Below are 25287 nucleotides of genomic sequence, written 5' to 3' on the forward strand. Positions count from 1 at the left end.
TTCTCTCTCCTAATCATTCTGTTGTGCGGTTTCATCCCAGTAATACTCATCCGGTAAATATCGCTTGCCAAATACGCTTGTCCCTACTCTTATAATGGTTGCCCCTTCTTCAATAGCAACCTTAAAATCCCCAGACATGCCCATCGAGAGAATATCCATTGGTACCCTAGGCAGCTCCTTCTCTATAATCTGTGATTGAATTTGTTTTAATAAGCGGAAGCAATGTCGAGTCTCGTCATTTGTAGCATTCAGTTTTCCTATAGTCATCAAGCCTTTAACATTTAATGTTTCAAAATGAGACAATTGTTGAACCAACTCCAGTGCAGATTCCGGTAAAACACCGAATTTGCTTTCTTCAAATGATGTATTGACTTGTACCAAGATATCCAAAGTTTTGTGTTCTTTGAGGAGCTGCTGATGCAAGGCTTTTCCGAGCTTCAAACGATCCACAGAATGAATGAGTGTGACATATTTAACAACGTCCTTCACTTTATTCGTTTGCAGATGTCCGATAAAATGCCATTCTACTTGGTTGTACTGCTGCATAAGCGGGAATTTCTCGCGAAGTTCTTGAGCTTTATTTTCGCCAAATAATACTTCACCCGCTTGTATGGCAATTCGCAACTTTTCAAGCTGAACCGTTTTTGTCGCTAACAAAAGCTTCACTTCATCTTTCTTGCGTCCTGAGTGCTGGCAAGCCAATTCCATCTGATCCCTTACGGATCTAAGATTTTGTTCAACGAAATGGACCATGTCTGTTCAGCCTTCTTTCTGGAAACGCACAGACTATGCGCAATGTTTTTTCTGTATAGTCATCCATTAGACTTTTTTACTTGTACATTTTTTCTGCCTCAATCGGATTTTCTTTTGCTGTTATTTTATGGGGATCAATTCGGTACACCTGAACAGATGTATTGAAAACAGCAGACCTGTATTTATCTACATGCTGTTTGGACAATGGGCGGTTATAATAACCAGGCACATATTTGTGGAGCATTTCCTGCAACATGTATGTAGCTTCATCCAGATCCACGATGAGCTCGGCCTTGCCGAAAATCATGACACTCATATAGGCTGTGTCTGTCTTAGCCGGTACTGGATCAGTAATGGTTCCATATTCTTCACAAACCGTAAAACAAACCTCAGGGTTTACACTCATGACCTGATTGCGTCTCCCGCCTGCGGCACCATGAAAATAAAGCTTCTCATTTGCCCAAACAAAGTTGAGCGGAACAACATAGGGCAGCTGACCATCAACCATGCCTAGATGACCAATTCGCGCTTTGCTCAGGAAAGCTTCAATTTTGTTGCTATCGAGCACCTCTCTAATCTTGTAACGAACCATATCCATTTTTAACCCCTCCTTCAATACTGATTTATTTTCGCTAGCATATCAGTTATTGGAGTGAGTAAGTAGATCCAAAAATGCGTTTATCGAGCAATCCATATTTCTTTGGTGGTTCGGAAATTTCTATGGCATTGCCACTTAGAGGAAAATGGTGTCTGAATTTATCGCAATAACTTTTCGCCGAGTTGGCTTCATCAGCGATTAAATCAAGATTCAAAGAGCCTGTTGACATTTCTGAAAGTTAACGATATTCTAAAAGAAATTATGTTAGTGAGTACTAACTTTAAATGTCTGAGATCTACTAAAATAAATGAGGATTTGGAGAACGGGATGACCACAGACAATAAAAGCAAGCTGATGCTGGCAGCAATTGATTTAATGGCTGAGAAAGGCTACAAAGGCGTATCAACGAAGGAGATAGCTGCAGCGGCAGGCGTCAGCGAAATGACCTTGTTTCGCAATTTTGGAAGCAAGCAAAATCTACTGGACAAAGCAGTCGATCATTATCATTATTCGATTGAAATGACTAAGATTTTTCATGAAAAAGTAATTTGGGATTTGAGAGCGGACTTGCTCATGATAAGCCAAATGTATCATGAGATCATGGATCGAAACCGTAAACTGTTTCTCATTGTCTTGAGTGACAACGAGCTGGCCGAGATTCGTGAGAAAGCGCAGAAGCATCCGCGGAAACTATTGGAGCTATTGACGAATTATTTTGCAGACATGCAGGAAAAGAACAAACTGATTGCAACCGATGCGGAAACACAGGCCATTACCTTCATGTGGATGAATTATGGAGCTTTCATAACACAGCTATTTGGTGCGTCATCCATCACTAAGGTGACCCAGCAAAATTTTATGCAATCGAGCATTGAATTGTTTGTTAGAGCTCTGACTCCGTAGTTTTTAAGCATTAGTTAGTGAGTACCAACAACCATTTGGGAGGTGTTGCATTGAGTAATAAACAATATTCCGAATCAGGCAAAATAGTTGGTCAAACGGCATCGGTGGGTTATCAAGTTGGTGTTCGGAGAACGTTTCCGATTTCGCAAGAAGAGGCTTGGGCGTTTCTCACCTCTACCGAAGGGCTGAAATTATGGCTCGGCAGCCTATCTTTCTTAAATTTGCACAAGGGAGAGACTTTTACGACTCCTGAAGGTATTTCTGGCGAATTTAGGGTTGTAAAACCGTTTCAGCAGCTTCGCTTAAAGTGGGAGAAGAACGAATGGGAGAAACCATCGACGCTGCAAATCCGGGTGCTATCCGATAAACCTGACAAAACAACGATCAGTTTCCATCAAGAAAATCTGGATCATCCGAATACGCGTGAACAAATGAAGCTTTATTGGGAAGATGTATTGATGGCCATTAGACTTAAGACAAGTGATTCCGTAAATGATGAAAGGAAATGAGTATGAAAAAAGTTCACTGATTTAATTAGTTCCTGTAAAGCGATAAGGTCAGGGGGGTTACTGCCCATTAGGCTCCACCATACTAAACAAATTAACCACGTCCATCGGACGTGGTTTTCTGTTCATTAGGTGGATAGCTTATGAGGAGATGCACCATTAAAATATTGCCAAAATAAAAGCGTCATGTTTTATGATGAGCTGGCATGCGGAGTATTAAGAATCCAAACCGTTAAATGGATAAAATTTTCATAAATTACATCGTAATAAATGCTTTACAAGACATATGTGGGTGTACTATTATGAAATAGGACACCAAATGGTGTCTGATTAAAAAATAGAAAGGATGAGTATTTTAAATGCATATACTAGCCATTGTTCTTCAAAGTTGGCTGCTTTTTTCTATGGCTTTTTTTGGAGGAAGCAAGATTGTTGGAGCAAAACATCAGGTTGAACTGTTTGATTCGATTAAACTTCCTCAATGGTTTCGCGTCATTACGGGCTACGTTCAAATTGTTGCCTGCATAGGACTCATTGTCGGCTATTGGTATGCGGGGATTGCGGCATGGACCGCATTATTGGTGGGCGTCATGATGCTATTGGCGTGCCTCACGCATTTCAGAGTCAAACATCAAATCGGAAAAATATTCCCTGCCATATTGAATCTTTTAATAGCTGCTGCAGTAGTGCTATTATATGCAGATGAGCTGTCCAATCTATTTGGGTAAGGATAGTGGAATTCACCAATAAAACAAATTAACCACGCCCATAGGACGTGGTTGATTTGTTTTAAACCTATTCAATAAATTTCCTTCAAAAGCTCGAAAACTTCCTCTAAAGTAAGGCCGAAGGTTTTGTAATAGGAAGTGTCTAGAACCATTTGCTTCATAATCATTTCGTTGCGTTTTTGCAGCATCTCATCAGGGGAGAGCTCGGCTACAAAACAGCCTTTGCCGGTTACGGTATAAATCAAGCCAAGCCGTTCAAGCTCTTCCCACGCTTTTTTTACGGTAATGATACTAACACGAAGCTCTGTGGCGGCTTGTCGTATGGGAGGTAAGCTGTAACCATTTTCTAGTTCACCTTTTAGAATTTGTGCGCTAATTTGTTCAAAAAGCTGCTGATAGATCGGTTTATCAGATGAGTTCGAAATAGCTATGTTCATTAAATTTCCACTTTCTGAAAACGTTTGATTGCAATATGATAAGCGATTATCGTAAATATCGCAAATATGACGATGCCCGAGAACAAGATGGATAGATGAATTCCCAAATGATCAGTACCATTTCCTTTGAAAAGATCATACACAAATGAATTCTGTATTCCGAGCCATTCTGCGCCTCCTGCAAACAGTATCGCAGCTGTAATGGACACAATCGTTGCTGCGCCGTATTTATAGGCTGTTTTATAATACATCGATATAAGGATAATGTTGAAGATTGCAATCATAACGAAGCATAGTCCCCAAAAACCAAAGGATGGTTTGAAGAAAAAATAGGTCAGATTTGGATATAAGCGAATAGTAATCAAACCATAAATCATGGCAACAATGATGTGCATTAATTCCAGGATAACAATAACGTATACCTTTGCTTTTACAATGTCTTTTTTGGTTACAGGCAGCATGTTTGTAAATATCAAATCATTCTGAGATTTATACCCTGCAAACATATTCGGTATCGTGAGGAAACAGAAGTAGAGGATGACAAGGAAATATAACCATGAGGGAATTAGCATTAAAGCACCCGTCAAAAAAGGCATGATATAAAAGAATGGGCTTACGCCTAGCTTTAATTCTTTCATTAGTAAATTATACATGCACAATCTCCTTTTTCGCGAAATAGATCATAATCTCCTCAAGACTAGGCAAAGTTGATTTAATATTCCAAGAGGGATCAAAGTCTTTAGTATGGATCAAGGCTGTAAAGCCGAATGAATTCTTTTTGTAGGCAATTAACTGGTCTTTTATCAAATCCAATTGCTCTTCTTTCCCGTTCACCAAGCGGTAGGTATCAATAAATTCTTCTTTCTCAGAGCTGTTGATAATATGTCCGTTATCGATAAAAGTAATATAATCGGCACATTTTTCCAAATCAGTTGTGATATGAGTGGAAAACAGGATGCTGATTTCACCATCTTCCACTAGTTCCTGAAAAATATCCAATAAATTGTCCCTTGCCACCGGATCAAGTCCGCTTGTTGGTTCATCAAGAATAAGCAGCTTTGCACCGTGTGATAAAGCGATGGCTAAGCTGTATTTCACTTTCATCCCGGTTGATAATTCAGCTATTTTTTTGTTTTCATTCAAATTGAATCTCTTGAGATAATTGTAATAGGCTTCATCATTCCAATTATGATAGAACTTTTTGATTACATTAGTTAATGTTTTGACTTTGTTTCGAGTATAGAAATTGATGTCACCAAAGGCAGAGCCAATTTCTTGTTTTAATTCGAGCTCGTGTTTGGTCATCTCCTTGCCCAAAATACTAATCTCGCCGCTATCCTTATGAATCAAATTCAAAATGGCTTTTATTGTCGTTGTTTTTCCTGCGCCGTTGGCTCCGATAAATCCCATAATATAACCCTTTTCCAGTTGAAAAGATACGTCTTTTAAATGAAAATGCTCATATTTTTTATTTAAATTTTTTATTTCTAAAGCAAGCATATAATCAACTCCTTTGCGGATTGTGTATGTTGTGCATGCACAATATATCATTGAAACCATTCGCATGTCAATAACAAGAAATTTATGGATGAGTCTGTTTGTTTCTTGTTTATCGTAGTTTGGTATACTTTTGTCGATTAAAGGCTAATCGAGTCGAATTGGCGAGAGGATTGACTTATTTCAGAAGGAGGGTTAGAAGAAGGCAATAAGCAATTGATGACCAAACTGTTTTGAAGGAGTGTCTAAGCGTGGTGGCGTTTTTTTGTATAGAATGCCAGGGGGACGATCTCCGGGATGCAGTCCGAGGGGGAGTCAAAAGATCTCCAAGGAACAAACCATCATGTAATAAAATTCATTTTAGAACATTGGCCCATGCCCTATACGAATGTCCTTCATACGATATACAGTGCCTTATGTTAAATGACAGAGTAAGCAATTGCTCAATGAGAGATGTGATTATTTAAATTAAAAACGGAGCTTACCGGGTGAGTTGTTTTTAAAGTGTGCGGAGTGTAACAGCACATGGCTCAAGCAATCCGAAGCTGCTTAAAATAACACCAGCCCAATTTACTTGTTTATTTGGCGTGGCTTAGTCAGTGAAGATTCAAAACATCGATAAGTTAATCAAACTTTTTATTCTCAAATGGGCGAGACAAGCCAGCGGCGCTGACTCGTCCTTATTAATAAATAGTGTAGATGTGAAACCAGTTCTGGAGGGAAAACGGTCGTACTCAGGGATGGGATCAAAGTTTAGTCTAATATGATATTGCCTTGGTTATCGCTGTTTAGGAAGGCTTTGTATAATGGCGTTCTGACACTATTTTGATTCATATGGTGCAGCTAAGGAGATGAGAGCACTGAAGAAGATAACAGTAAAAAACGTTTTGCTCGTTACAATCACAGGCATTTTCAATTTAGAAAAAAACGATGCCAAAAGTGTAAGAAAAGGTATTGTAAGTGCGGTATTAGACAGGAAGTTATAGTAAATGTCAAAGCAAGGCGAAGAGCAGCGAGTGTTAAAGGAGCAACCGGAACAACGGGAGCAACGGGAGCAACAGGAGTCACAGGGGCGACAGGAGCAACAGGAGCAATCGGAGTTACAGGAGCAACAGAAGCAACAGGAGCAATTGGGGTTACAGGAGCAACCGGAGCGACAGGAATGATAGGTCCAATTGGAACAACAGGAGCAACAGGTGATCCTGGTGTGACAGGATCAATAGGGGCAACTGGGGTTACAGGAGCAACAGGTCCAACAGGAAATCCAGGTGGGGCGACAGGTGAAACAGGATCAACAGGGTCAACAGGAGCAACGGGAGTCATAGGAGCGACAGGTGAAACAGGAGCAACAGGAGTCATAGGAGCGACAGGAGTAACAGGAGCAACAGGTGATCCAGGTGTGACAGGATCAATAGGGGCAACTGGGGTTACAGGAGCAACAGGTCCAACAGGAAATCCAGGTGGAGCGACAGGTGAAACAGGATCAACAGGTGAGACAGGGGCAACGGGGCCAACAGGAGCAACAGGAGCGACAGGTGAGGGGTCTACAGGAGCGACAGGAGTAACGGGTGCAACAGGAGCAACAGGTGAGACAGGAGCAACGGGGTCAACAGGAGCAACAGGAGAAGCGGGTGCAACGGGAGTAACGGGAGTAGCGGGAGCGACAGGTGAGACAGGGGCAACGGGTGCGACAGGAGTAACGGGAGCAACAGGAGCAACGGGTACAACAGGAGTAACGGGAACAACAGGAGCGACAGGTGAGGGGTCAACAGGAGCGACAGGTGAAGGGTTGTCAGCTTATGGTTATGTATTCAATACAGGTAGCCAGTCAGTGGCGGTTGAAACGGATATTATTTTCGATAGCAATGGTAATCTAAATAACATCACCCATACACCGAATACATCACAAATTATGATAAATAACGCTGGAGACTATGCCGTTTATTATATTGTAACTGCAGTAGAAAGTAATCAATTTACCTTGTATCAGAATGGTGCCCCTGTTGGCGGAAGTGTATATGGTTCGGGTGTTGGTACTCAATCTAACCCAGGCATGATTATTATTACTGCTGCCGCTAGTGATGTACTAACTTTAAGAAATCATTCCAGCGCCTCTAGCGTTACTTTACAAACCAATGCCGGGGGATCTCAAATCAATTCAAATGCTTCCATTCTTATTATGAAAATAAGTTCTTAGGATTTCTTTCAAAATTGTGAAAGGATAAGTTAATGTAATTTACAGAACTATCCGGATGAAAATGTAAGTATTTTAATGTGATGAGGCTAGTGCTGACTCACCTTTAGACTGCACCAATAAAAAAATCACGTCCATTGGGCGTGATTTTTTTTATATGTTGGAATGCCCAATGAGCGAACCACAGCGTCAGCGCGTGTGGAAGGATTGAACTGAGAAAGCTGTATCGAATGAGGGAGCACACTGTCTGAATCCATTGCTAAACGTCATCATTGAGTTACCTTCATCAGCAATTAAATCAAGTCTAGGAGAACCCAAGCTGGATAAGCCTGTTAGACGAGATGAAGCTCTTTAGTGCTCAATTTCTAAGAATTGTTATATAAAAATACAAGTTTTTAATCTGCTGGTTCAGTTTTTGAGTGTGATAAAATGAAAGGTGCGCTTGATAGGCTCAAAAACGATATGAGGAGTGAATGATACACAAATGATGCAATATAGGAGAAAATGGCTCCCAAATACGTTGAAATATAGACTGTTTATCGCGTATATCACACTACTGATGCTTCCTTTGTGCATCGCAATTTATTATCTTTTCCAGCATTTCGAAACGATTCGGCAGAATGATATGATCGACCGCATGTCTGAGCGTATGCAGCAGGTTTATATATCCTTAACGGATATGATGGCATTTTCATATAAAGCGAATACCATGCTGAGCCAGGATGAAAGTCTGATCCAGATTATGCACGCCCCTGATAGATATGATCCTTTTGTACGAAAGAAAATAATAGAAAGCAAAATGTTCGGAATCAACAACAGCTTTTTTTTCCATCAGACGGAGCTGTATTTTCGTTTTATCGACCGTAATGGCAATGTATACACCTCCTATGCTCCCAATGACCAGTTGACAAACGAACGGAAAGAATTGCAGGAGTGGCAAAATAAGCTGCAAATCGGCTTGCGTCCTTACCGATGGGTAGCGAACGACTGGAATGATGTAAGAGGAAGTCAAGGAAGTAAGCTGCTAAGTCTGTATACGATGCTGGACGACGAGCTGCGGGGAAATTATGGATTAGCACGTATCAGCATCAACATTCAGGAATGGTTCAACAATACGCTAAAAGATAATCCGGTCAATCAGGATCTAACGATTTTTACCGGGCAAGAAGAAATCATTTTGCAAAATAAGGAATCTGCTTTCGGTGTCGACAGCATGAAAAGGATCATTTCTTCACATGCAAAAAATGGACATTACAAAGATGAACGCGCTTTGTCACTAGTCAATTACAGTTATGTGGAGGAGCTGGATTGGTATGTCGTTAGTCAAATGCCCTTAAGTGAGCTTCAGCGTGAAGTGAAGCAATTAAGACTGATGATCTATATGTTTCTCATTATTCTGGTAATCGTTTTCATCACGGTAACCTTCTTTTTGGCGTCTCGAATAACGAAGCCGTTGTATGTTTTGAAACGAAGCATGGAAGAGGCGTCGGACAAGAAGCTGAATGTTAAAATATCGATCAACCAAGGTGCAACAGATGAAATTCGTTCGCTAAGCGATAGCTTTAACCGAATGATTGATGATGTTGTTCTGCTAATTGCTAAGCTGAAACAGGAGGAGCGGCAAAAGCAGGTAGTCCGTTTTCAAATGCTGCTCTACCAAATGAACCCGCATTTTCTCTTGAATACGTTGAACACTGTCAAATGGATTGCAAGAAAAGAGAAACAGGACGCCATTGCGGGTATTTGTACTTCTTTAGGCTTAATATTGGAGGCTAGTCTGAATTCCGATATTGAGCTGATTCCACTTAAAGAAGAGATCACTTTGCTGCGATCCTATGAATCCATACAGGCGTTTCGATTTAGAGAACAATTTACAATCGAATATGAAACAGAGGAATCGGTACAGTATGCGCTTGTTCCCAAATTTAGTTTGCAGCCTCTGACAGAAAACTCTATCGCCCACGGCTTTAATATGTCTGAAGGTCGTGGCACCATATGGGTCAGGGCGCGAGCGGAGGGGAGCGAGCTTGTTCTGGAAGTGGAAGATAACGGAATTGGCATGGAAGAGGCAGCCCGCAATAAGGGGAGACGCAGCGGACACGGGATTGGACTAAGCAATTTAAGAGAAAGGCTGGAGCTGCTCTTTAAGCGTGAGGGTGTGATTGAACTTATATCGGGCGCGGAAGGAACCCTCGTTCGAATACGTATGCCATTATTGATTGCAGCGCCTTATTCACAGAAAGGAGATGACGGACATGTGGACGATTTTATTGGTGGAAGATGAAGTGTTTGTTCGTGAAGCCATTAGAGAAATTTTGGACTGGGAAAGCCATGGTTTTTGTGTTGTCGGCGAAGCGGGCAACGGCAATGAGGCGCTTTCGGCTATTGTGGATTTGAAGCCGGATGTCGTCATCGCCGATATAGTTATACCTGGAATGGACGGGATCGAATTGCTGAAGGAAACACGGAAAGCCGGTATACGCAGCCGCTTTATTATGCTGACGGCTATGAACCAGTTCGATTATGCTCGGGATGCGCTTCAATACGGAGCTTCCAACTATTTGCTGAAACTATCCTTAAATGATGATGTTTTGCTGGAAAGTTTGGCACGAATCAAGGAGGATTTGCTTGCAGAGCTTAAAGGGGTCGGAGAGGCGCTTTTACCTTATTATCACCGCACGTGGGCGGTTATTTTGGGAACAGGAGTATCGGCTCAGGCAGATGCAGCGGAGCTTGTCTTGACGGTGAAGAAATTCAGCAGTCTGAGATTAGAGATTGTAGTCACTCTAAACGGTGCCGCACCTGCTCGCATGGATCAAGTTGGAATCCGGCCGGAAAAATATCTGCTGGTCCAAACCTTCCATGATGCGGGTCAGACAACTTTCTTTTGCTGGAGATTTCAGAATAAGTCAGAATCGGTCAGCCAGATCCTGTCCCAGCGGATGATTGAAACAACGCCTATTAGCAACTTGTCCCGTTTGTCCGATGATTGGCTGCATGCGCTGAATCAATTAAACGGCGATTGGTACGGTCGTGATACTGATCCGATAGGGGAGAAACACGTGAAGGTGCCAATCGAGGAGCTGGAGGCTGAGTTGATTCGCTGCTTTGAAGAGAGGAATGAACCAAAATGCACGGAGGCAGCAACGCTGATCTGGTCGTGTATGAAAGACTCGTCATTTTCTCATGTGGAAGTGAAAAAACGAGCAGCCCATCTGCTTCATGTTGTGACGATGCTGGCAGGACGGAAATCGGAGGATCGGACAGACATCTACTCTGCCGTAAGCCATGAATCGCTGCTTGCGCTTATGCAGCAAGCAATACGGGAGCTTATTAGGCAGAAGCAAGAGGAGCATATAAGCTATACAGACCATCCAGAGGTGAACCGGGTGATTCAATATATGCTGGAGCATTACAGGGAAAACATTAAAGTTACGGATTTGGCTAGTCTGGTAGCAATCAATGTAGACTATTTGAGCACCGTATTCGGCAAAAAAACGGGATTGACGCCAATCGCCTATTTGCGAAACATTCGTATTGAACAATCCAAACGTCTGCTGGTGCATTCCAAGCTCAGTGTAGAAGAGATCGCGAGTCAGACGGGCTTCGCTGACGATGCGTACTTCATCAAAGTGTTCAAGCGCTTGGTTGGACAAACACCCAGCTCCTTTAGGAAAGAGAACAATATATAAGTTTTATACAGCCAATCCGCAAGTTTCGTCTCTTATAGACCCAAGAGCGAGTTGATATAGTTGGGATGTATTAAACATCCGATTAGGGAGGTTACAAGAAAGATGAGAAACAGAAAGAGATTGGTTGCAGGCTTGATTTCAATAGTGGCGGTGTCTCTGATGCTTGCTGGCTGTGGCGGAAACAATAATGGTAATGGAGGAGCGAAATCACCGGAAGCATCTTCTAACGCAGAGCCCGGCAAGGCGGCAAGCGCAGACCCAATCAAGCTGACTCTGTGGGGAGCCGTGCCGGCAGAGAATGGCCCGCAAGAGGTTGTCGACAACTGGAATAAAGAAAATTCAGATATTCAGCTGGAATACGTACGGTTCGTCAATGATGATGCTGGCAATCTGAAGCTGGATACAGCGCTCATATCCAGCCAGCCTGTAGATATGTACATTAGCTATGATATCAGTCTTTACGAGAAGCGGATCAAAGCAGGAAACGCGCTTGATTTGAGCGCTTTCTCCGACTACAACGTGGAAGAAAAAATGGGCGAAGGCGCCGCTTTGTGGAAGATTGACGACAAGTATTATGGTGTACCTACCCAGAAGGGCTTGTCCTTTGTCTGGTTAAACAAGGATATGCTCGACGCCAAGGGATTGCCGGTTCCGACAGAATGGGGACTGGATGAGTTAAAGGATTATGCCGCCAAGCTGAAGGGTGACAACGTTTGGGGATTAGCGCAAAGCGATTATTATTTCAATGTACCAATCAACGGTTCCATGCAGAAGCAAAGCCTGCAGCTAACGAATCCGGACGGTACTTCAGCTTTCGACAATCCGTTGACGGTCAAAGCGCTTCAGGTTTATTCGGACATGATGTTCACAGATAAAAGCTTGATGCCTCATACGGAGCAGATCACCTCAAAGCCTGCTTTGGATCAAATGTTTGTGAAGGGAGAAACCGCGATGTTATTCTCCACGAACCAGATTTTCCGCACAACTAATAATGTAAAAGAATTTCCGCGTACGTTCAAGGCGGCGGCGGCACCTGCTCCCAAGATTAACAAGGATCAGAGCGATTATATTAACGCCGGCGGTTTGGGAGACGTGATTTCCATAAATCCCCGAACTAAGCATCCGGAAGCCACCTGGAAGTTTATCAAGTGGTATGCAGACGGCGGAATGCTGCCGATGGCGGCAGGCGGAAGAGTTCCTTCATCCAAGGACTTTCCAGTCGATGAGGCTGTCGCCCTTATGTTTAAGGGTGTAGAGGACACGTATGACCTAGAATCGATTAAGCGGGTCATGTTCGGGGATCTTCCGCTAGGCCTGAGTCGTCTGGATCGGAAAACGTCAAGTGAACAGCAGTCAATCTACGACAATGTATTTTCCCAAAAGCTGTCTCCTGAGGAAGGCGCGAAGGAGTTAGCGAGGGTGCATAACAAGAATTTGCAAGAGTCATCTAAGTAACACTGCTAGGCCAGGTGGAGGCGGGGCTTTGGCGCCGCTACCCCTTGGTCGCAAGCTGCATGTTGCTTGGAACTAAAAATAATACAGAGAGAAAGGCGGTGACTAATCGTGAGCTGGATGAAGCGGCAGAGGATGATTGGTTATGTATTCATTGCTCCCAATCTGATCGGAATGATGATATTTATGCTCGTTCCGGCCCTGTTCTCCTTTTATTTGATGTTTACGGATTGGGTATTCGCTAGCGGGCAAAGCCCGCGTTTTATCGGATTGGATAATTTCAGGATGATGGTGAAAGACGATTTGTTTGCTGTATCGGTCAAAAACACCTTGCTGGTGCTGATCCCCGTACCGATTTCTATTATGCTCGGATTTTTGATTGCGGTCATGCTCAACAATCGAACCTATTTTCAGAAGACGCTGCGGGCGTTCTTTTTTGCCCCGTATTTCACTAGCGGCATCGCAATTGCTTTTGTCTGGATGGTGCTGTTTCAGCCCACCAACGGTCCGATTAACGCATTCCTGCGTTCTGTTGGTGTAAGTGATCCTCCCCTGTGGTTCGCTTCTCCAGATACATCGATGTATGCTGTGCTGGTCATGATGACAGCAGGCGGCATCGGGTACAACATGATTATATATTTGGCCGCGCTGCAGGAAATGTCTTCGGAGCAGTTAGAAGCTGCCAAGATGGACGGAGCAACGTTCGGGCAGTTACTGAGACTAATTATATTTCCTTTGGTTAGTCCTACCACCTTTTTTCTGATGATTACCGGCTTCATAGGCTCCATTAAAGGTTTTGGCATGATTTACGCTATCACTCAAGGAGGTCCTGCTAATAGTACGACGGTTTTCTCTATTTTCGCTTATAAAAAAGCATTCAATTTTTATGAAATGGGATATGCCTCGGCCGTCTCATGGACCATGTTCCTGATCATCCTCAGCATCTCGCTTATTCAGTGGGCTGTTCAGAAAAAGTGGGTTCATTACTAACGGAGAGGAAGACGCACAATGGGTACAAGAAATGTCAGAATAATCAGAGAACGAGTGATCAAAGGTTTTAATACAATCCTAATGGTATTAGCCAGTCTGCTGCTATTGTCGCCAATGATCTGGATGATCAGCACCTCGTTTAAGAAAGCAAAGGACGTCTTCACTTATCCAATTCAGTGGATTCCTCTCAATCCTGTATGGGTTAACCACTTTAAGGTCTGGACGGCCGGAGACGGATTTCTTTTATTTTATTTAAACTCGCTGAAGATATCCTTGATTTTAATGGTCGGAGCCCCCTTGTTTGCCGCTTTTGCCGCATATGGCTTCAGCCGCATTCCATTCAAGGGAAGGAACGCTATCTTTGTGCTGTATCTGTGTCTGATGATGATTCCACAACAAGTGCTTTTTGTTCCTAAATTTATCATGTTTGAATGGATGAGAATTTACAACACGCATTGGGCGCTTATACTTCCGGGTTTGTTTACAGTATTTGGCGTCTTTATGATTCGGCAATTTTTTATGAGCATCCCCCATGAAATATCTGAAGCGGCTTTCATTGACGGAGCCGGCCATTTCCGAATTTTCTTTCAATTGTTTCTACCGCTTTCCAAACCGGTTCTGGCAACCTTCGCTATCATTGATTTTACATGGACGTGGAACGATTATGAAAACGCTTTGATTTTCTTGCTGGACAAAAGACTGTTTACGGTTCCGCTTGGTATGCAGAATTTTATGCTGGAAGCGGGAGTGGACTATAACATGATGATGGCTGCCGCCACAGCAGGAGTCGTGCCGCTGCTTATCGTCTTCTTTATTGGCCAGAAGTATATTATTCAAGGGTTCTCCAGTTCTGCTGTCAAAGGATAAACGACATGTGATCCAAGAAAACCCATGTTCTGTTTGCCTCACGAATGCTGAGAGGCAATAAATAAGGAGGTCATTCTAATTAAAAGACTAACTATTGTTCTTATAATGGCTTTACTGACTAATCTATTTTTCTATAACACTCCCAGTCAGGCTTCTGCAGAGGATCAGCCGGAAAAACTCGAGAACATCACATCAGATTTTGATTATGTACTCAGTGATTTTGAGCAAGTGAACGATAACTGGCTCTTTGCTTTTGGCGATACGCCTGCCGTAAAGGGAAGCTATAATGTGATCGAATCAGCTGATAGTTACCAAGGAAACTATATGGGGCAATTAATAGCAGATTTCAGTAAAAGCCCTACAGGTTCGCCATATGTGGCCATAAAAAAAGAGGTGAATAGCCTAGACATTGAACAATTTTCGTTTTGGGTCAAAACCTCGGATCTGAAGTCAATCCGCATACGAACAACTGATTCAACGGGGCAAACGTTCCAACAGCGTATCGAATTGCAAAATACATCAGACTGGCAGCAGGTTGTAGTAAGTCAAATGGGATCGAAATCATTTACTTATTGGAACGGTGCTAACGACGGGATATGGCACAAACCAGCCGGAGCCATATCAATACTCTTCGATCGATTTGATATAAAGAATGGGGCGTTAAATGCCACTATTTTGCTTGATCAGATCACAGCTCAAGTAACTGCTCCGCCAGTAGATTTTGATCACTTAATCAGTGACTTTGAGCAACCGAATGACAATTGGCTCTTTGCTTTCGGTGATACGCCTGCCGTAAAGGGAAGCTACAATGTGATCGAGTCAGCTGAGAGTTACAAAGGAAAATATATGGGCAAATTAATAGCAGATTTCAGTAAAAGCCCTACGGGATCGCCATATGTGTCCATAAAAAAAGAGGTGGATGACCTAGACATTGAACAATTTGCGTTTTGGGTCAAAACCTCGGAATTGAAGTCAATCCGCATACGAACAACAGATTCAACGGGGCAAACGTTTCAACAGCGTATTGAATTGAAAAATACATCAGACTGGCAGCAGGTTGTAGTTAGTCAAATGGGATCAAAATCATTTACTTATTGGAATGGCGCCAATGACGGGATATGGCACAAACCAGCCGAAGCTGTAATGATACTCTTCGATCGATTTGATATTAAGAATGGTGGGACTACAGCGACTGTTCTTGTGGATCAGGTTACATCCCGATTAGGGGACTGGTGGCCAGAGTTGGACATTAAACAGACGACACTTGGCAATGTATTTTTGGAGAATGAATCAATCACGTTTGATGTGAAAACAGTTAGGCCGACGGTACAATGGTCGGTTTATGACGTTTACGGATCCCATGTATCCTCAGGGACAGAACAAAACATAGGTGGAACAGCAAGAATAACGGTGCCTTTCACAAAATTGGGCTATTTTACGCTGGATGTTTCCGCTGAGCAGCCCGGGAGCGAACCGCTCGTCCGAAAAACAGCTTACGCGGTCATTTCCTCGGTTTTGCCGCCCGGCAATGGCGAGTCGCCATTTGGCGTCAGCACTCATCTGAACTGGACTGCCTCTGGCTGGAGTAAAGAACTAACCAAGCTTATCCGCTATATGGGCGCGTCTTTCGTTAGGGATGGCATGGAATGGACCAGTATTGAAAAGGAAAAAGGCGTTTATACTTTTTCACCTACACCGGATGACTACATGAACAAGCTTGCGGAGAATGAGCTTAAGCTTCTCTTGGTGGCGGCATTCAATAATCCGTTCTACGATAACAATGGCACACCCTTCACGGATGAAGGTAGAAGAGGACTTGCTGAATATGCGAAGGCCTATGTGGGTCATTACAAGGATCAGCTCATCGGGTTCAACGTATATAATGAATTCAACGGAGGATTTGGCAAAAGGGGCAACAGTCCTGCCAATTCACAGCCGGACTATTACTACAAGCTGATGAAGGAGACGTATAACATAGTCAAGCCAGCGTATCCTGATGTGCCGGTAGTCGGTATCGTCTCAGGGGGCGTCGACTTGAACTGGATCGAAGGTGTACTGAAAGGCGTAGGAGAAGGTGAAGACAAGAATGCCGGCCTGAAATATTTGGATGCAGTGTCTGTACAGACCTATATGGATCCGAACGCTCCTGACGAAGTATTTGCAAAATTAGAAGGCCTGAAAACCTTGATTAAACAATACAATGACGGCAAGCTTGTACCGATCTGGGTGACGGAATTTGGTTCGCCGACACACCAATCCGCCAAAGGTGTCGATGAGAAGACACAGGCCAATTATTTGCCTCGCGGATTTGTAACGGGAATGGGGCTCGGAGTAGAACGGATGTCCTGGTACGATTTCATGAATGACGGTCTTGAAAGCGATTACAACGAACATAATTTTGGATTGGTCCGGCATAAGGATGACCCTATTGKGGCTTATACACCAAAGCCAGCCTATGCGAGTTATGCTGCAATGAGCAGGCAGCTTGCAGGTGCGGCATTCGAGCAGATCGAGCAATTTGGCGACCCGATAAAAAGTAATTTGTTTACGCAAGGCGGCGAAGCTCTCCGAGTTGTATGGGCACAGAAGGAAACCGGTGCCGTAATTGAAACGAACAATAATCTGGAAATTACGGATTTTATGGGGAACACAGAAATTTACACACCGCATAATGGCAAGATTTATATGACGCTGACAGGAGAACCTTTTTATATAAAAGGAAGCATTAGCCGGATTGTGAAGGACGATACTTTTGCGTTCGCCGGTGAGCAAACGGCAGTAGGCGATTCGCATACGTTCACCTTAACCGTGAACAACGAGACTGGATCTTCGCTTGATATCACAGCGAGGATGGAGGAAAGCAGCTATTCAATTGTGGCTATGCAAGGGCAAGCTGAAGCGCTTTCTCTGACAGTCAATGAGACACGGGAAGGTTTCCGTTCGGTAGCAATTTACTTGCTGGACAAAGCAGGTAACAAGATAGGCAAGCTGCAGCATCAGGTCGTAACTAGCGTACCGCATAAGGTTTCTGTTAAACCTGCATTGCAGCAGATCGATGGGCAATACAATCAAATGCTGAACGTTGATGTAGAAAATTTTAGAAAGACCGCGGGTCTTACTGTTAACAGAATAACCTGGAAGGTCGGAGGACAGTCTGGACAAGAGCTTATCAACATGACTGTGCTTCCGGGCAATAAACAGCAATTCAGCATTCCGCTTAGCCTGATCGCACTTGGAGGGGATCAGCCGGCTTCCATCCGAGTTGAGTTTGAGGAGCAGGCGCCTTATGTTTATGAAGGGAATTTCAGTTTTAATCCCATCTACCAGGGAGCGATTTCGGTCAATGACCGCATAGAGCCAGAAATTGATGCTTTATCGCCTACAATGGATTTATCGCAAGGCAAACCTGTCTTACTCTCCGGTCATAGCGGCCAGATTGAATTGAGTGGACAAGCTTGGCTCCACTATGATCAGGATCATTTGTACATGACTGCAAAAATAAAGGACGATGTTCATGCGGCATCGGCCTCCGGTGCTGATATATGGAATAATGACAGCATCCAGTTTGCCTTGTCTCCTGGAATTCCTGGGGAAAGCCGGGGCTGGTATGAGTATGGTATATCGGATACGCCGAATGGTCCGCAAGTTTATCGCTGGACGACGATGGGAGGATTGCCGGCAGGGCCGCTGCAAAATGGTGAAGCAGCTGTAACAAGGGATGAGGAGCATAAGCTGACGATCTATAAGCTTGCTCTGCCTTGGTCGGAGCTGACGCCGATACAGCCCCAGCGCGGTGATGTTATGAGCTTCTCACTGCTCGTGAATGAGAATGACGGCAAGGGAAGAAGAGGCTGGTTGGAATGGGGCTCTGGAATTGGCAATGAGAAACGGCCAAGTATGTTCCGGTCGATGCAGTGGATGTATAATCAGGCAGCTCCATCCGTCTATGAAGCAACTTATACCGTCAAATCAGGTGAAGAAGTGCAAGGAACGCTGCGAGCGGAGCATGCAGAAGGGGCAAAGCTAACATTTGAAATTGTTGCAAACGGCAAGAAAGGTACAGCCAAGCTTGTCGATACTGGTGAGGGCAAATTTGTCTACACAGCGGATGCCGCTGCAGCGGGAGAAGATGCTTTTACGTTCCGAGTATATGATGGATACGAATTTTCTAATATTGCGACAGTAAAGGTCAATATTAAAGAAAATACCGTTACACCTCCTTATCAGGGTGGAAATGATCATAGCCCAAGTCCAAATATCTCACTTACGGGTCAATTATATCTACCGGTAAAAGCTGCTGGGGAAGTAAGCCTAGGTACAATTGCCAAGCTGGTCATTTTTAAGGGCACGACAGACCAAGGCACGAAATTGTCGCTGCTGGAGCTGGATGATAAAGAGAACATCGGCAACGCTGGTTTGTCACGGCAGCTTCTTAGCTCGCTCATCGAGGTACAAGGGGAGCCGGAGGTTAAGCTGCATAAGCCAGCGATACTTAGTCTTACTTTCGATAAGAAGAAGCTGAAAGAGTCGCAATATCCCTCTATATGGCAGTATGACGAGAAGCAAAAGAAATGGATTGAAGTCGGCGGGGAAGCTGTCGGTGACGTGATCACGGCGGAGATTGGAAGTTTAGGTAAATTCGCTGTATTTTCCAAAGACGGAGGAGAGCCGAAGCAAGTTTTACTGACCGATATTAACGGGCATTGGGGACAAGCTTGGATCGAAAAGGCAGCGCAGCTAGGAATTATACAGGGCTATAGCGATCATACCTTCCAGCCGAATAAAACGGTAAGCCGTCAGGAGATGGTATATATGCTGGTGCATGCTCTTAAGCCGTCAAATGAAGCAACTGCGTCTGACTTTGCAGATCAAAAACAAATCGGCGTATGGGCAGCAACAGAGGTTGCGGCAGCTGTGCGAGAAGGATGGGTTACAGGTTTCGGGGACGGAAGCTTCCGCCCTCAGGCTAATATGACGCGTGCCGAGGTGACAGCTATTATTGTTCGTGCAATGAATCTTCCGGTGAAACAGAACAACAACGGGAATACCGGATTCTCGGATAACGAGAGCATCCCTGCCTGGGTCAAAGGTTATGCTGCAGCTGCGGCAGAGAACGGCCTGATTAAAGGCCGTGAGGGCAGCCGTTTCGCATCAGAGGGGATTGTCACTCGGGCTGAAGCGGCAGTAATCATCGTTAGACTACTTGAGCTGAATGAGAAGCTGCGGTAATAAAAAAAGGAAAGAAGCTGTTCGTGACCGATTTGGTTCATGGACAGCTTCTTGTACGTTTGGCAGAGTAAACAACTAGGAATGAAAAGGGCGATATTAAACATTTGAGCTTTTCATAAAGTTATACTTTGTTATTTTTCCGATAGTCAGATGGACTGACTCCGACACGTGACGAGAAAATACGGCTGAGATAATATCCGTTGTCATAACCGCACTGTACAGCAATTTCCTGCAAAGTATAATCGCTTTCCATCAAAAGGGATTTTATTCGATTGATTCGTAAGGATGTGATGTACTCGCTAGGATTGACAGAGAAAGTTTGTTTAAACTTTCTCGTCAACTGCACAGCGCTTAAACCAAATTCAGCGGCTACTCTATTGATGTTGAAAGGTGTATAGGCGAGCGTTTGCAAACGCTCGAGTATGGCTTCAAGCATAGGATCTTCCGCGCTTGGCATGGATTCCTGAAATGGATTGAATTGATCGCTGGCAAGCAGGAGGATGTCGTGAATAATCGTGTTCTTCCAAAGCTGCGCTTGTTGATTCGAATGCCCCGATAGCTTACGAAGCATGCGAAGATTTGATCTTAAGCGATCCGGATCCCCGATAATCACTTGGCCATGTGGATAGCTTTCTGTCGTTGTTTGAATGTTGGTGTTCGTTTCGGCTAAATGAAACAAAATGAAATGAAAAGTTAACTTTTCAAGCGTTTCTCTATGGAATGCAATATGAGGAGGGCATATGACGATGCTGCCGAAGCTGGATTCCCCCTCTTGATCCTCAATTTGGAATGAAAATCGGCCACTTTCAGGTATGAACATAACCCAGTTGGCGTAAGTGTCCACGGAAAGCTGGAATCGATCGATATTTTGCCAATAATTATAGGATATTACAGTCGGTGTGTGCGACCATAGCGCGGGATGTTCCATTCTTATAAACTCCTTGAAATAAAGTATATCCTTGAAGTAATTATAGTGCATTTTCTTATATTTTGAATAGCAATATATTTGAAATTGAAGATACACACAACTTATATTCAGGGGGAGATTGCCATGAGAAATGAGTTAGTGAAAACGGATATTACCGTAGTTGGAGCCGGATTGGCGGGCATTTGCGCGGCCATCGCCGCGGCAAGATTGGGCTTGAAAGTTGCGCTTGTTCATAACCGTCCAGTGCTGGGGGGGAATTCCAGCTCGGAGGTGAGAGTGTGGGTATGCGGTGCAACCGGTCATGGAGTAAATCGTTATGCCCGTGAGACGGGGATCATGGGAGAGTTGTTCATCCAGAACCAGTACCGCAATCCCGAGGGGAATCCTTATTTGTGGGATTTGACGCTGCTGGAAGCCGTTCGCGCGGAACCGAACATCAGCTTGTACTTGAACACAGACGTCCGGGAAGTCGAAGCGGATGGAGAGTTTGAAGAGCGGATTATCCTCGCTGTTACCGGATGGATGATGGGCTCGGAGCGGCTTATTCGCTTCGAGAGCGAAGTGTTCCTCGATTGCACGGGAGATGGGTTGGTCGGTTTCCTAGCGGGAGCCGCCTATCGTCTAGGGCGTGAAGCGCAGCACGAGTATGAGGAAGATTGGGCGCCAGAGGTTGCAGATGACATTACATTAGGCAGCACCCTGCTGTTCTACACGAAGGATACCGGCAAGCCGGTTCGTTTTGTCGCTCCGTCATTCGCTAAGGACATTTTGACGACATCCATTCCGATCAAACGAGTCATACGCAGCGGCGATTCGGGCTGCCACTATTGGTGGATTGAATGGGGTGGAGAGCTGGATAGCGTTCATGAGAACGAGCGAATCCGCGATGAGCTGTGGTCGGTCATTTATGGGATATGGGACTATATCAAAAATTCGGGTCAATTCGATGCGGAGACGATGACGCTCGAATGGGTTGGCTCTATCCCGGGCAAGCGGGAGTACCGCCGCTTTATCGGCGACACGGTGTTGAATCAAAACGACATTATGGCGCAGCGTCCATTCGACGACAGCATCGCCTTCGGTGGATGGTCGATCGACTTGCATCCCCCTCAAGGCATGTATGCGTCTGAGAGTGGATCTAAGCATCTGCATGCGGATGGAATCTACCATATTCCGTTCAGCTCTTTGTATTCAAGAAACGTGAGCAATCTGTTATTTGCCGGACGGAACATCAGCGCGACGCACGTTGCTTTTGGCACGACGAGGGTAATGGCAACTTGTGCGGTAATAGGAGAAGCTGCGGGTGCAGGCGCCGCGTTGTCCGTTATGAAAGGCGTTACCCCGCGCGAGCTGCGTGAGTACCACATTGCTGAACTTCAGCAGATCTTGCTTAAGAGTGATGCTTCAATCATCGGATTACGGAACATGGATGCATTGGACTTGGCTAGGAGAGGAACCATGAGCGCTTCGAGTACTTTAACGCGAATTTGCTTGGATCAGCCATCGGAGGCGTACCCCCTTGCAAAGGACGTCGGTTTGCTATTTCCAATTGAAGGTGAGATGGGACAGTTCGAGCTGCTGCTGTCGGCAAGCGGGGAAAGTGAGCTTACCGTTGAGCTGTGGGATACCGGACGTGCGGAAAACTACGTTCCGGCAACGTTGCGTCATAGTGTGAAGGTGAAAGTAAGCACGGGTGAGCGGCAATGGGTCGAGATTCCGCTCGTGCAGGGTAGCGATGAAGCGGCGAAAAATGCATTTATCATCGTCCGCGCAAACGACCAAATCAGCTTGTTCAAGTCGGCTGTTCCGCTAACCGGCGTACTATCTTTCGAGAGCATGCATACTGAACACTCTAGTCGCGATGATGACGAGCGGTATACGCCTGTCACCGAATGGAGCATGAAGCGGTTGGTTCGCGAGCCATTTTGTTTCTCGGCGGCAACGGGAGCCTATGCTGCGAGCAAGGCAACCGATGGTTACGCAAGACCGTTCGGCGGACCGCATATTTGGGTATCGGAACCGCTGAAAGCCGGTGTTGACGAATGGATTGAGGTTGATTTAATCGAAGCGACGAATGTATCCGAAATCCATGTGACCTTCAACGACGATGTAAACGAGGATTTAATTAACCTTCATCATCACGAAACGCCTTTTTTAGTTATTCCGGAGCTCGTCAAAGACTACCGAATTGAAGCATGGGTAAACAACGGATGGACTGTTTTGCATAGAGAAACAAATAATCGAATAAGAAAAAGAGTTCATTCCATAAATGAAGTACAAACCAATAAGCTAAGATTGGTTGTCGAAAGTACGAATGGCAGCCCGCGAGCGGAAATTGTGGAGATTAGAGTATACAGTTGTAAATGATAAGGTTTTTAATCTGGAAAAAAAGAGGGTGCCTTTGCCAATCTCATGGCATGAGGACATCCTCTTTCTGATTGTATTGTAAAAATGGGGGACAAGTCCCCACCCAAATAATGATTCAAGTAAATGATCAAATTTAAGAACTATTTTGAATACCGATTCGAACAAAAGTACTGCATTCATCGAACAAAATTCCCCCGTCGTGATAAACAAAGCCTCTAACGAAACAAATTTCCCACCCATCAGAAACAACTGTCCGTTTTTTCCGAGAACTCCTTTCGATACAATGAAAGCGTATACTATTCCGTAAAGGAGATTAGATATGAACTTTGACTTAAGTATAGTACCTTTCAGTCGAAGAGAATCGTTCCTAGCGATCTCCATTTTGCCTGAAGCCAAAGATAGACAACAAGGCCTATATATGCGCACCGTGCGCGGTGGAGATGATAAATTCGGCGAAGCTTTCCATATCGATATGCTCGATGAAAGCGGCCAATCTGTATCTTTCCTATCCAAAGCTTCCCCAGAGCGGATTCAGTTGACATCGGAACGCGGCTTAACGGCAGAAATTTGTATATCTGACAGCCGGACATTCCGTGTTCGCGCGAACGGCTGCGGAATTCGCTTGACCTTCCGTACGGCCGCTTATGATTATGCCTATCAAGCGTCACCTAGCAGCTGGGAAGTAAACAGCTTCACCCATGAGTGCAGGTTCATGCTTACTGCGCTTGTTGGCGAGCTGCGAATGGAAGTCCCATGGGACAAAATCAAAAGCTCATATGTTATCGCAAGTTTCTTGCCGGACAATAATACAGGTAAATTAGAGTTTGCTATTGAAGAGTTTAGGACTATTTTGGAGCCGCGAATGGCTTGGGAACCTTTTGATGATGTCGTTAAGCAAGTGAAGGAAGAGTTTAATTTGTGGTTGGATAATAGTTTAACGCTGCCACAACGCTGGGAAGAAAGCCGAGTACTTGCCGCTTATATTACGTGGTCATGCCTCGTTCCGGCAGAAGGCTGTCTCACTCGGCCAGCGATGTATATGTCAAAGAATTGGATGACGAACATTTGGAGCTGGGATCATTGCTTTAATGCGATGGCACTTGTTCGCCATGATCCGAAGCTAGCATGGGATCAGTTTATGATTTTCTTTGACCGACAGGATGAGAGTGGGCTTATCCCGGATTTCATCAACGATAAATATGAACTGTGGAATTGCAACAAACCGCCGATTCATGGATGGACACTTGCTTGGATGATGGCACGAACCGATTTTATTAAGGAAACGCAGCTTCGTGAGGTTTATGGACCTTTGTCCAAATGGACAAAATGGTGGTTCAACTACCGCGATGGCGATAGCGATGGCATTCCGCAATACAATCATGGCAACGACTCCGGCTGGGATAACAGTACGGCTTTTAACAATGGCATTCCGGTAGAGAGCCCAGATTTAGCAGCTTTTCTTATTCTTCAAGCAGAGCTTTTAGCTGAAATTGCTGAACGGCTTGGTCATGTGGAAGAAGCTGTCGAATGGAGACAGCTTGCTGAGGGAACAATGAAAAAAATGATCAGCCATTTTTGGAAAAATGGTCAATTTACTGCCTGCCGATCAGGTACGCATGAGCTATCAGAAGGAGACAGCCTATTATTGTTCGTTCCAATTATATTGGGCAAACGTCTACCTGAGCATATCCGTACTGCACTGCTAGAAGGGCTGCGTGATGAGAACAGATTCTTAACTGCTAATGGCTGGGCGACGGAGAGTGTGAATAGTCCCTTCTATAGTGCTGACGGCTATTGGCGCGGTCCAATCTGGGCGCCCTCGACTATGATACTGGTTGAAGGTGCTGCCGCAGCAGGAGATCTTGAGCTTGCTGAAATGGTCTCACGCCGGTTCTGCGCGATGCTGGACCGAAGCGGGATGGCCGAAAATTTCGATGCGATGACGGGTCAAGGTTTACGTGATCGAGCGTTTACATGGACGTCGAGCGTGTTCCTCATTTTGGGGAATGAGTATACAACCGAATGAATCACTGCACTTCCAATAAGCCAATAATAGGCTGACGGGAGGTGCTTTTGACGTTTATGGGAATAAGATCTCATTTGTGATTGGTGGGTTGTCGTCCACAGCATATTTGCTGGAATTGCT

17 protein-coding genes and 1 pseudogene are annotated in these 25287 nt (G+C 44.5%); 12 read left to right on the plus strand and 6 right to left on the minus strand.

Annotated elements, in window-relative coordinates; translation table 11 throughout:
• Positions 1 to 9: 9 nt before the first annotated feature.
• The gene (locus AC1DM9_RS18390; RefSeq protein ID WP_477581500.1) at positions 10 to 753 is read right to left on the minus strand and encodes a YggS family pyridoxal phosphate-dependent enzyme; all 744 of its coding nucleotides are present in this window, start codon (positions 751 to 753) and stop codon (positions 10 to 12) included.
• A gap of 76 nt (positions 754 to 829) precedes the next feature.
• Positions 830 to 1351 (minus strand): pyridoxamine 5'-phosphate oxidase family protein, encoded by a 522-nt coding sequence (locus AC1DM9_RS18395; RefSeq protein WP_477581502.1) that lies wholly within the window; start codon positions 1349 to 1351, stop codon positions 830 to 832.
• 327 nt (positions 1352 to 1678) lie between these two features.
• On the opposite strand from AC1DM9_RS18395, the gene AC1DM9_RS18400 reads away from it, so the two are divergent.
• The 3 genes from AC1DM9_RS18400 (at position 1679) to AC1DM9_RS18410 (ending at position 3488) form a co-directional block, all read left to right on the plus strand.
• The gene (locus AC1DM9_RS18400) at positions 1679 to 2254 is read left to right on the plus strand and encodes a TetR/AcrR family transcriptional regulator (protein ID WP_256711031.1); all 576 of its coding nucleotides are present in this window, start codon (positions 1679 to 1681) and stop codon (positions 2252 to 2254) included.
• A 50-nt stretch (positions 2255 to 2304) separates the two neighbouring features.
• Entirely contained in the window at positions 2305 to 2763 is a 459-nt protein-coding gene (locus AC1DM9_RS18405; RefSeq protein ID WP_477581504.1) for an SRPBCC family protein, read from the plus strand.
• A 356-nt stretch (positions 2764 to 3119) separates the two neighbouring features.
• Positions 3120 to 3488 (plus strand): DoxX family protein, encoded by a 369-nt coding sequence (locus tag AC1DM9_RS18410; RefSeq protein WP_441880843.1) that lies wholly within the window; start codon positions 3120 to 3122, stop codon positions 3486 to 3488.
• Positions 3489 to 3559: 71 nt separating this feature from the next.
• Here AC1DM9_RS18410 and AC1DM9_RS18415 read toward each other — a convergent pair whose 3' ends face one another.
• Genes AC1DM9_RS18415 through AC1DM9_RS18425 form a run of 3 tightly spaced genes read right to left on the minus strand, consistent with a single transcriptional unit; the run spans position 3560 to position 5425 of the window.
• Positions 3560 to 3925 carry a GntR family transcriptional regulator gene (locus tag AC1DM9_RS18415; protein WP_441909306.1) on the minus strand — a complete coding sequence of 122 codons (366 nt, stop codon included), beginning with the start codon at positions 3923 to 3925 and terminating at the stop codon, positions 3560 to 3562.
• The gene (locus tag AC1DM9_RS18420; RefSeq protein WP_076270473.1) at positions 3925 to 4578 is read right to left on the minus strand and encodes an ABC-2 transporter permease; all 654 of its coding nucleotides are present in this window, start codon (positions 4576 to 4578) and stop codon (positions 3925 to 3927) included. Before AC1DM9_RS18420 ends, AC1DM9_RS18415 begins: the two co-directional genes overlap by 1 nt.
• Positions 4571 to 5425 (minus strand): ABC transporter ATP-binding protein, encoded by an 855-nt coding sequence (locus tag AC1DM9_RS18425; RefSeq protein ID WP_477512839.1) that lies wholly within the window; start codon positions 5423 to 5425, stop codon positions 4571 to 4573. Before AC1DM9_RS18425 ends, AC1DM9_RS18420 begins: the two co-directional genes overlap by 8 nt.
• 1021 nt (positions 5426 to 6446) lie before the next feature.
• Here AC1DM9_RS18425 and AC1DM9_RS18430 point away from each other — a divergent pair.
• The 7 genes and pseudogenes from AC1DM9_RS18430 to AC1DM9_RS18460 form a co-directional block, all read left to right on the plus strand.
• Positions 6447 to 7619, plus strand: a pseudogene (locus AC1DM9_RS18430) (BclA C-terminal domain-containing protein); the annotation flags it as partial.
• Between the two features lie 481 nt (positions 7620 to 8100).
• Positions 8101 to 9900 (plus strand): cache domain-containing sensor histidine kinase, encoded by a 1800-nt coding sequence (locus AC1DM9_RS18435; protein WP_477581506.1) that lies wholly within the window; start codon positions 8101 to 8103, stop codon positions 9898 to 9900.
• A complete protein-coding gene (locus AC1DM9_RS18440) occupies positions 9872 to 11308 on the plus strand; it encodes a response regulator (RefSeq protein WP_477581508.1) in 1437 nt (478 codons plus the stop codon). Before AC1DM9_RS18435 ends, AC1DM9_RS18440 begins: the two co-directional genes overlap by 29 nt.
• Positions 11309 to 11410: 102 nt before the next feature.
• Complete coding sequence (locus tag AC1DM9_RS18445) at positions 11411 to 12763, plus strand: ABC transporter substrate-binding protein (protein ID WP_441880849.1); 1353 nt, start codon at positions 11411 to 11413, stop codon at positions 12761 to 12763.
• A 117-nt stretch (positions 12764 to 12880) separates the two neighbouring features.
• Complete coding sequence (locus AC1DM9_RS18450; protein WP_339209709.1) at positions 12881 to 13750, plus strand: carbohydrate ABC transporter permease; 870 nt, start codon at positions 12881 to 12883, stop codon at positions 13748 to 13750.
• An 18-nt stretch (positions 13751 to 13768) separates the two neighbouring features.
• The gene (locus AC1DM9_RS18455; protein WP_477581510.1) at positions 13769 to 14617 is read left to right on the plus strand and encodes a carbohydrate ABC transporter permease; all 849 of its coding nucleotides are present in this window, start codon (positions 13769 to 13771) and stop codon (positions 14615 to 14617) included.
• 105 nt (positions 14618 to 14722) lie between these two features.
• Positions 14723 to 19846, plus strand: coding sequence for an S-layer homology domain-containing protein (locus AC1DM9_RS18460; protein WP_477581511.1), 5124 nt, complete (start codon positions 14723 to 14725; stop codon positions 19844 to 19846).
• Between the two features lie 121 nt (positions 19847 to 19967).
• On the opposite strand, the gene AC1DM9_RS18465 is transcribed toward AC1DM9_RS18460, so the two are convergent.
• Positions 19968 to 20774: a helix-turn-helix domain-containing protein gene (locus AC1DM9_RS18465; RefSeq protein ID WP_477581513.1), complete on the minus strand. Its 807-nt coding sequence runs from the start codon at positions 20772 to 20774 to the stop codon at positions 19968 to 19970.
• Between the two features lie 123 nt (positions 20775 to 20897).
• Between AC1DM9_RS18465 and AC1DM9_RS18470 the strand changes: the two genes are divergently transcribed.
• Together AC1DM9_RS18470 and AC1DM9_RS18475 are read left to right on the plus strand one after the other, a co-directional pair.
• The gene (locus tag AC1DM9_RS18470; RefSeq protein ID WP_477581515.1) at positions 20898 to 23141 is read left to right on the plus strand and encodes an FAD-dependent oxidoreductase; all 2244 of its coding nucleotides are present in this window, start codon (positions 20898 to 20900) and stop codon (positions 23139 to 23141) included.
• A 319-nt stretch (positions 23142 to 23460) separates the two neighbouring features.
• Positions 23461 to 25167 (plus strand): amylo-alpha-1,6-glucosidase, encoded by a 1707-nt coding sequence (locus AC1DM9_RS18475; RefSeq protein ID WP_477581517.1) that lies wholly within the window; start codon positions 23461 to 23463, stop codon positions 25165 to 25167.
• The last annotated feature ends 120 nt before the right edge of the window (positions 25168 to 25287 follow it).

Source organism: Paenibacillus sp. 01T431 (assembly GCF_056398625.1).

Bases quoted from the DNA above. Each gene is read 5' to 3' on its own strand.
- AC1DM9_RS18415 (WP_441909306.1), bottom strand. From the start codon at position 3,925: ATGAACATAGCTATTTCGAACTCATCTGATAAACCGATCTATCAGCAG.
- AC1DM9_RS18465 (WP_477581513.1), bottom strand. From the start codon at position 20,774: ATGGAACATCCCGCGCTATGGTCGCACACACCGACTGTAATATCCTAT.
- AC1DM9_RS18435 (WP_477581506.1), top strand. From the start codon at position 8,101: ATGATGCAATATAGGAGAAAATGGCTCCCAAATACGTTGAAATATAGA.
- AC1DM9_RS18420 (WP_076270473.1), bottom strand. From the start codon at position 4,578: ATGTATAATTTACTAATGAAAGAATTAAAGCTAGGCGTAAGCCCATTC.
- AC1DM9_RS18445 (WP_441880849.1), top strand. From the start codon at position 11,411: ATGAGAAACAGAAAGAGATTGGTTGCAGGCTTGATTTCAATAGTGGCG.
- AC1DM9_RS18470 (WP_477581515.1), top strand. From the start codon at position 20,898: ATGAGAAATGAGTTAGTGAAAACGGATATTACCGTAGTTGGAGCCGGA.
- AC1DM9_RS18455 (WP_477581510.1), top strand. From the start codon at position 13,769: ATGGGTACAAGAAATGTCAGAATAATCAGAGAACGAGTGATCAAAGGT.
- AC1DM9_RS18395 (WP_477581502.1), bottom strand. From the start codon at position 1,351: ATGGATATGGTTCGTTACAAGATTAGAGAGGTGCTCGATAGCAACAAA.
- AC1DM9_RS18400 (WP_256711031.1), top strand. From the start codon at position 1,679: ATGACCACAGACAATAAAAGCAAGCTGATGCTGGCAGCAATTGATTTA.
- AC1DM9_RS18475 (WP_477581517.1), top strand. From the start codon at position 23,461: ATGAACTTTGACTTAAGTATAGTACCTTTCAGTCGAAGAGAATCGTTC.
- AC1DM9_RS18425 (WP_477512839.1), bottom strand. From the start codon at position 5,425: ATGCTTGCTTTAGAAATAAAAAATTTAAATAAAAAATATGAGCATTTT.
- AC1DM9_RS18450 (WP_339209709.1), top strand. From the start codon at position 12,881: ATGAAGCGGCAGAGGATGATTGGTTATGTATTCATTGCTCCCAATCTG.
- AC1DM9_RS18440 (WP_477581508.1), top strand. From the start codon at position 9,872: ATGTGGACGATTTTATTGGTGGAAGATGAAGTGTTTGTTCGTGAAGCC.
- AC1DM9_RS18390 (WP_477581500.1), bottom strand. From the start codon at position 753: ATGGTCCATTTCGTTGAACAAAATCTTAGATCCGTAAGGGATCAGATG.
- AC1DM9_RS18410 (WP_441880843.1), top strand. From the start codon at position 3,120: ATGCATATACTAGCCATTGTTCTTCAAAGTTGGCTGCTTTTTTCTATG.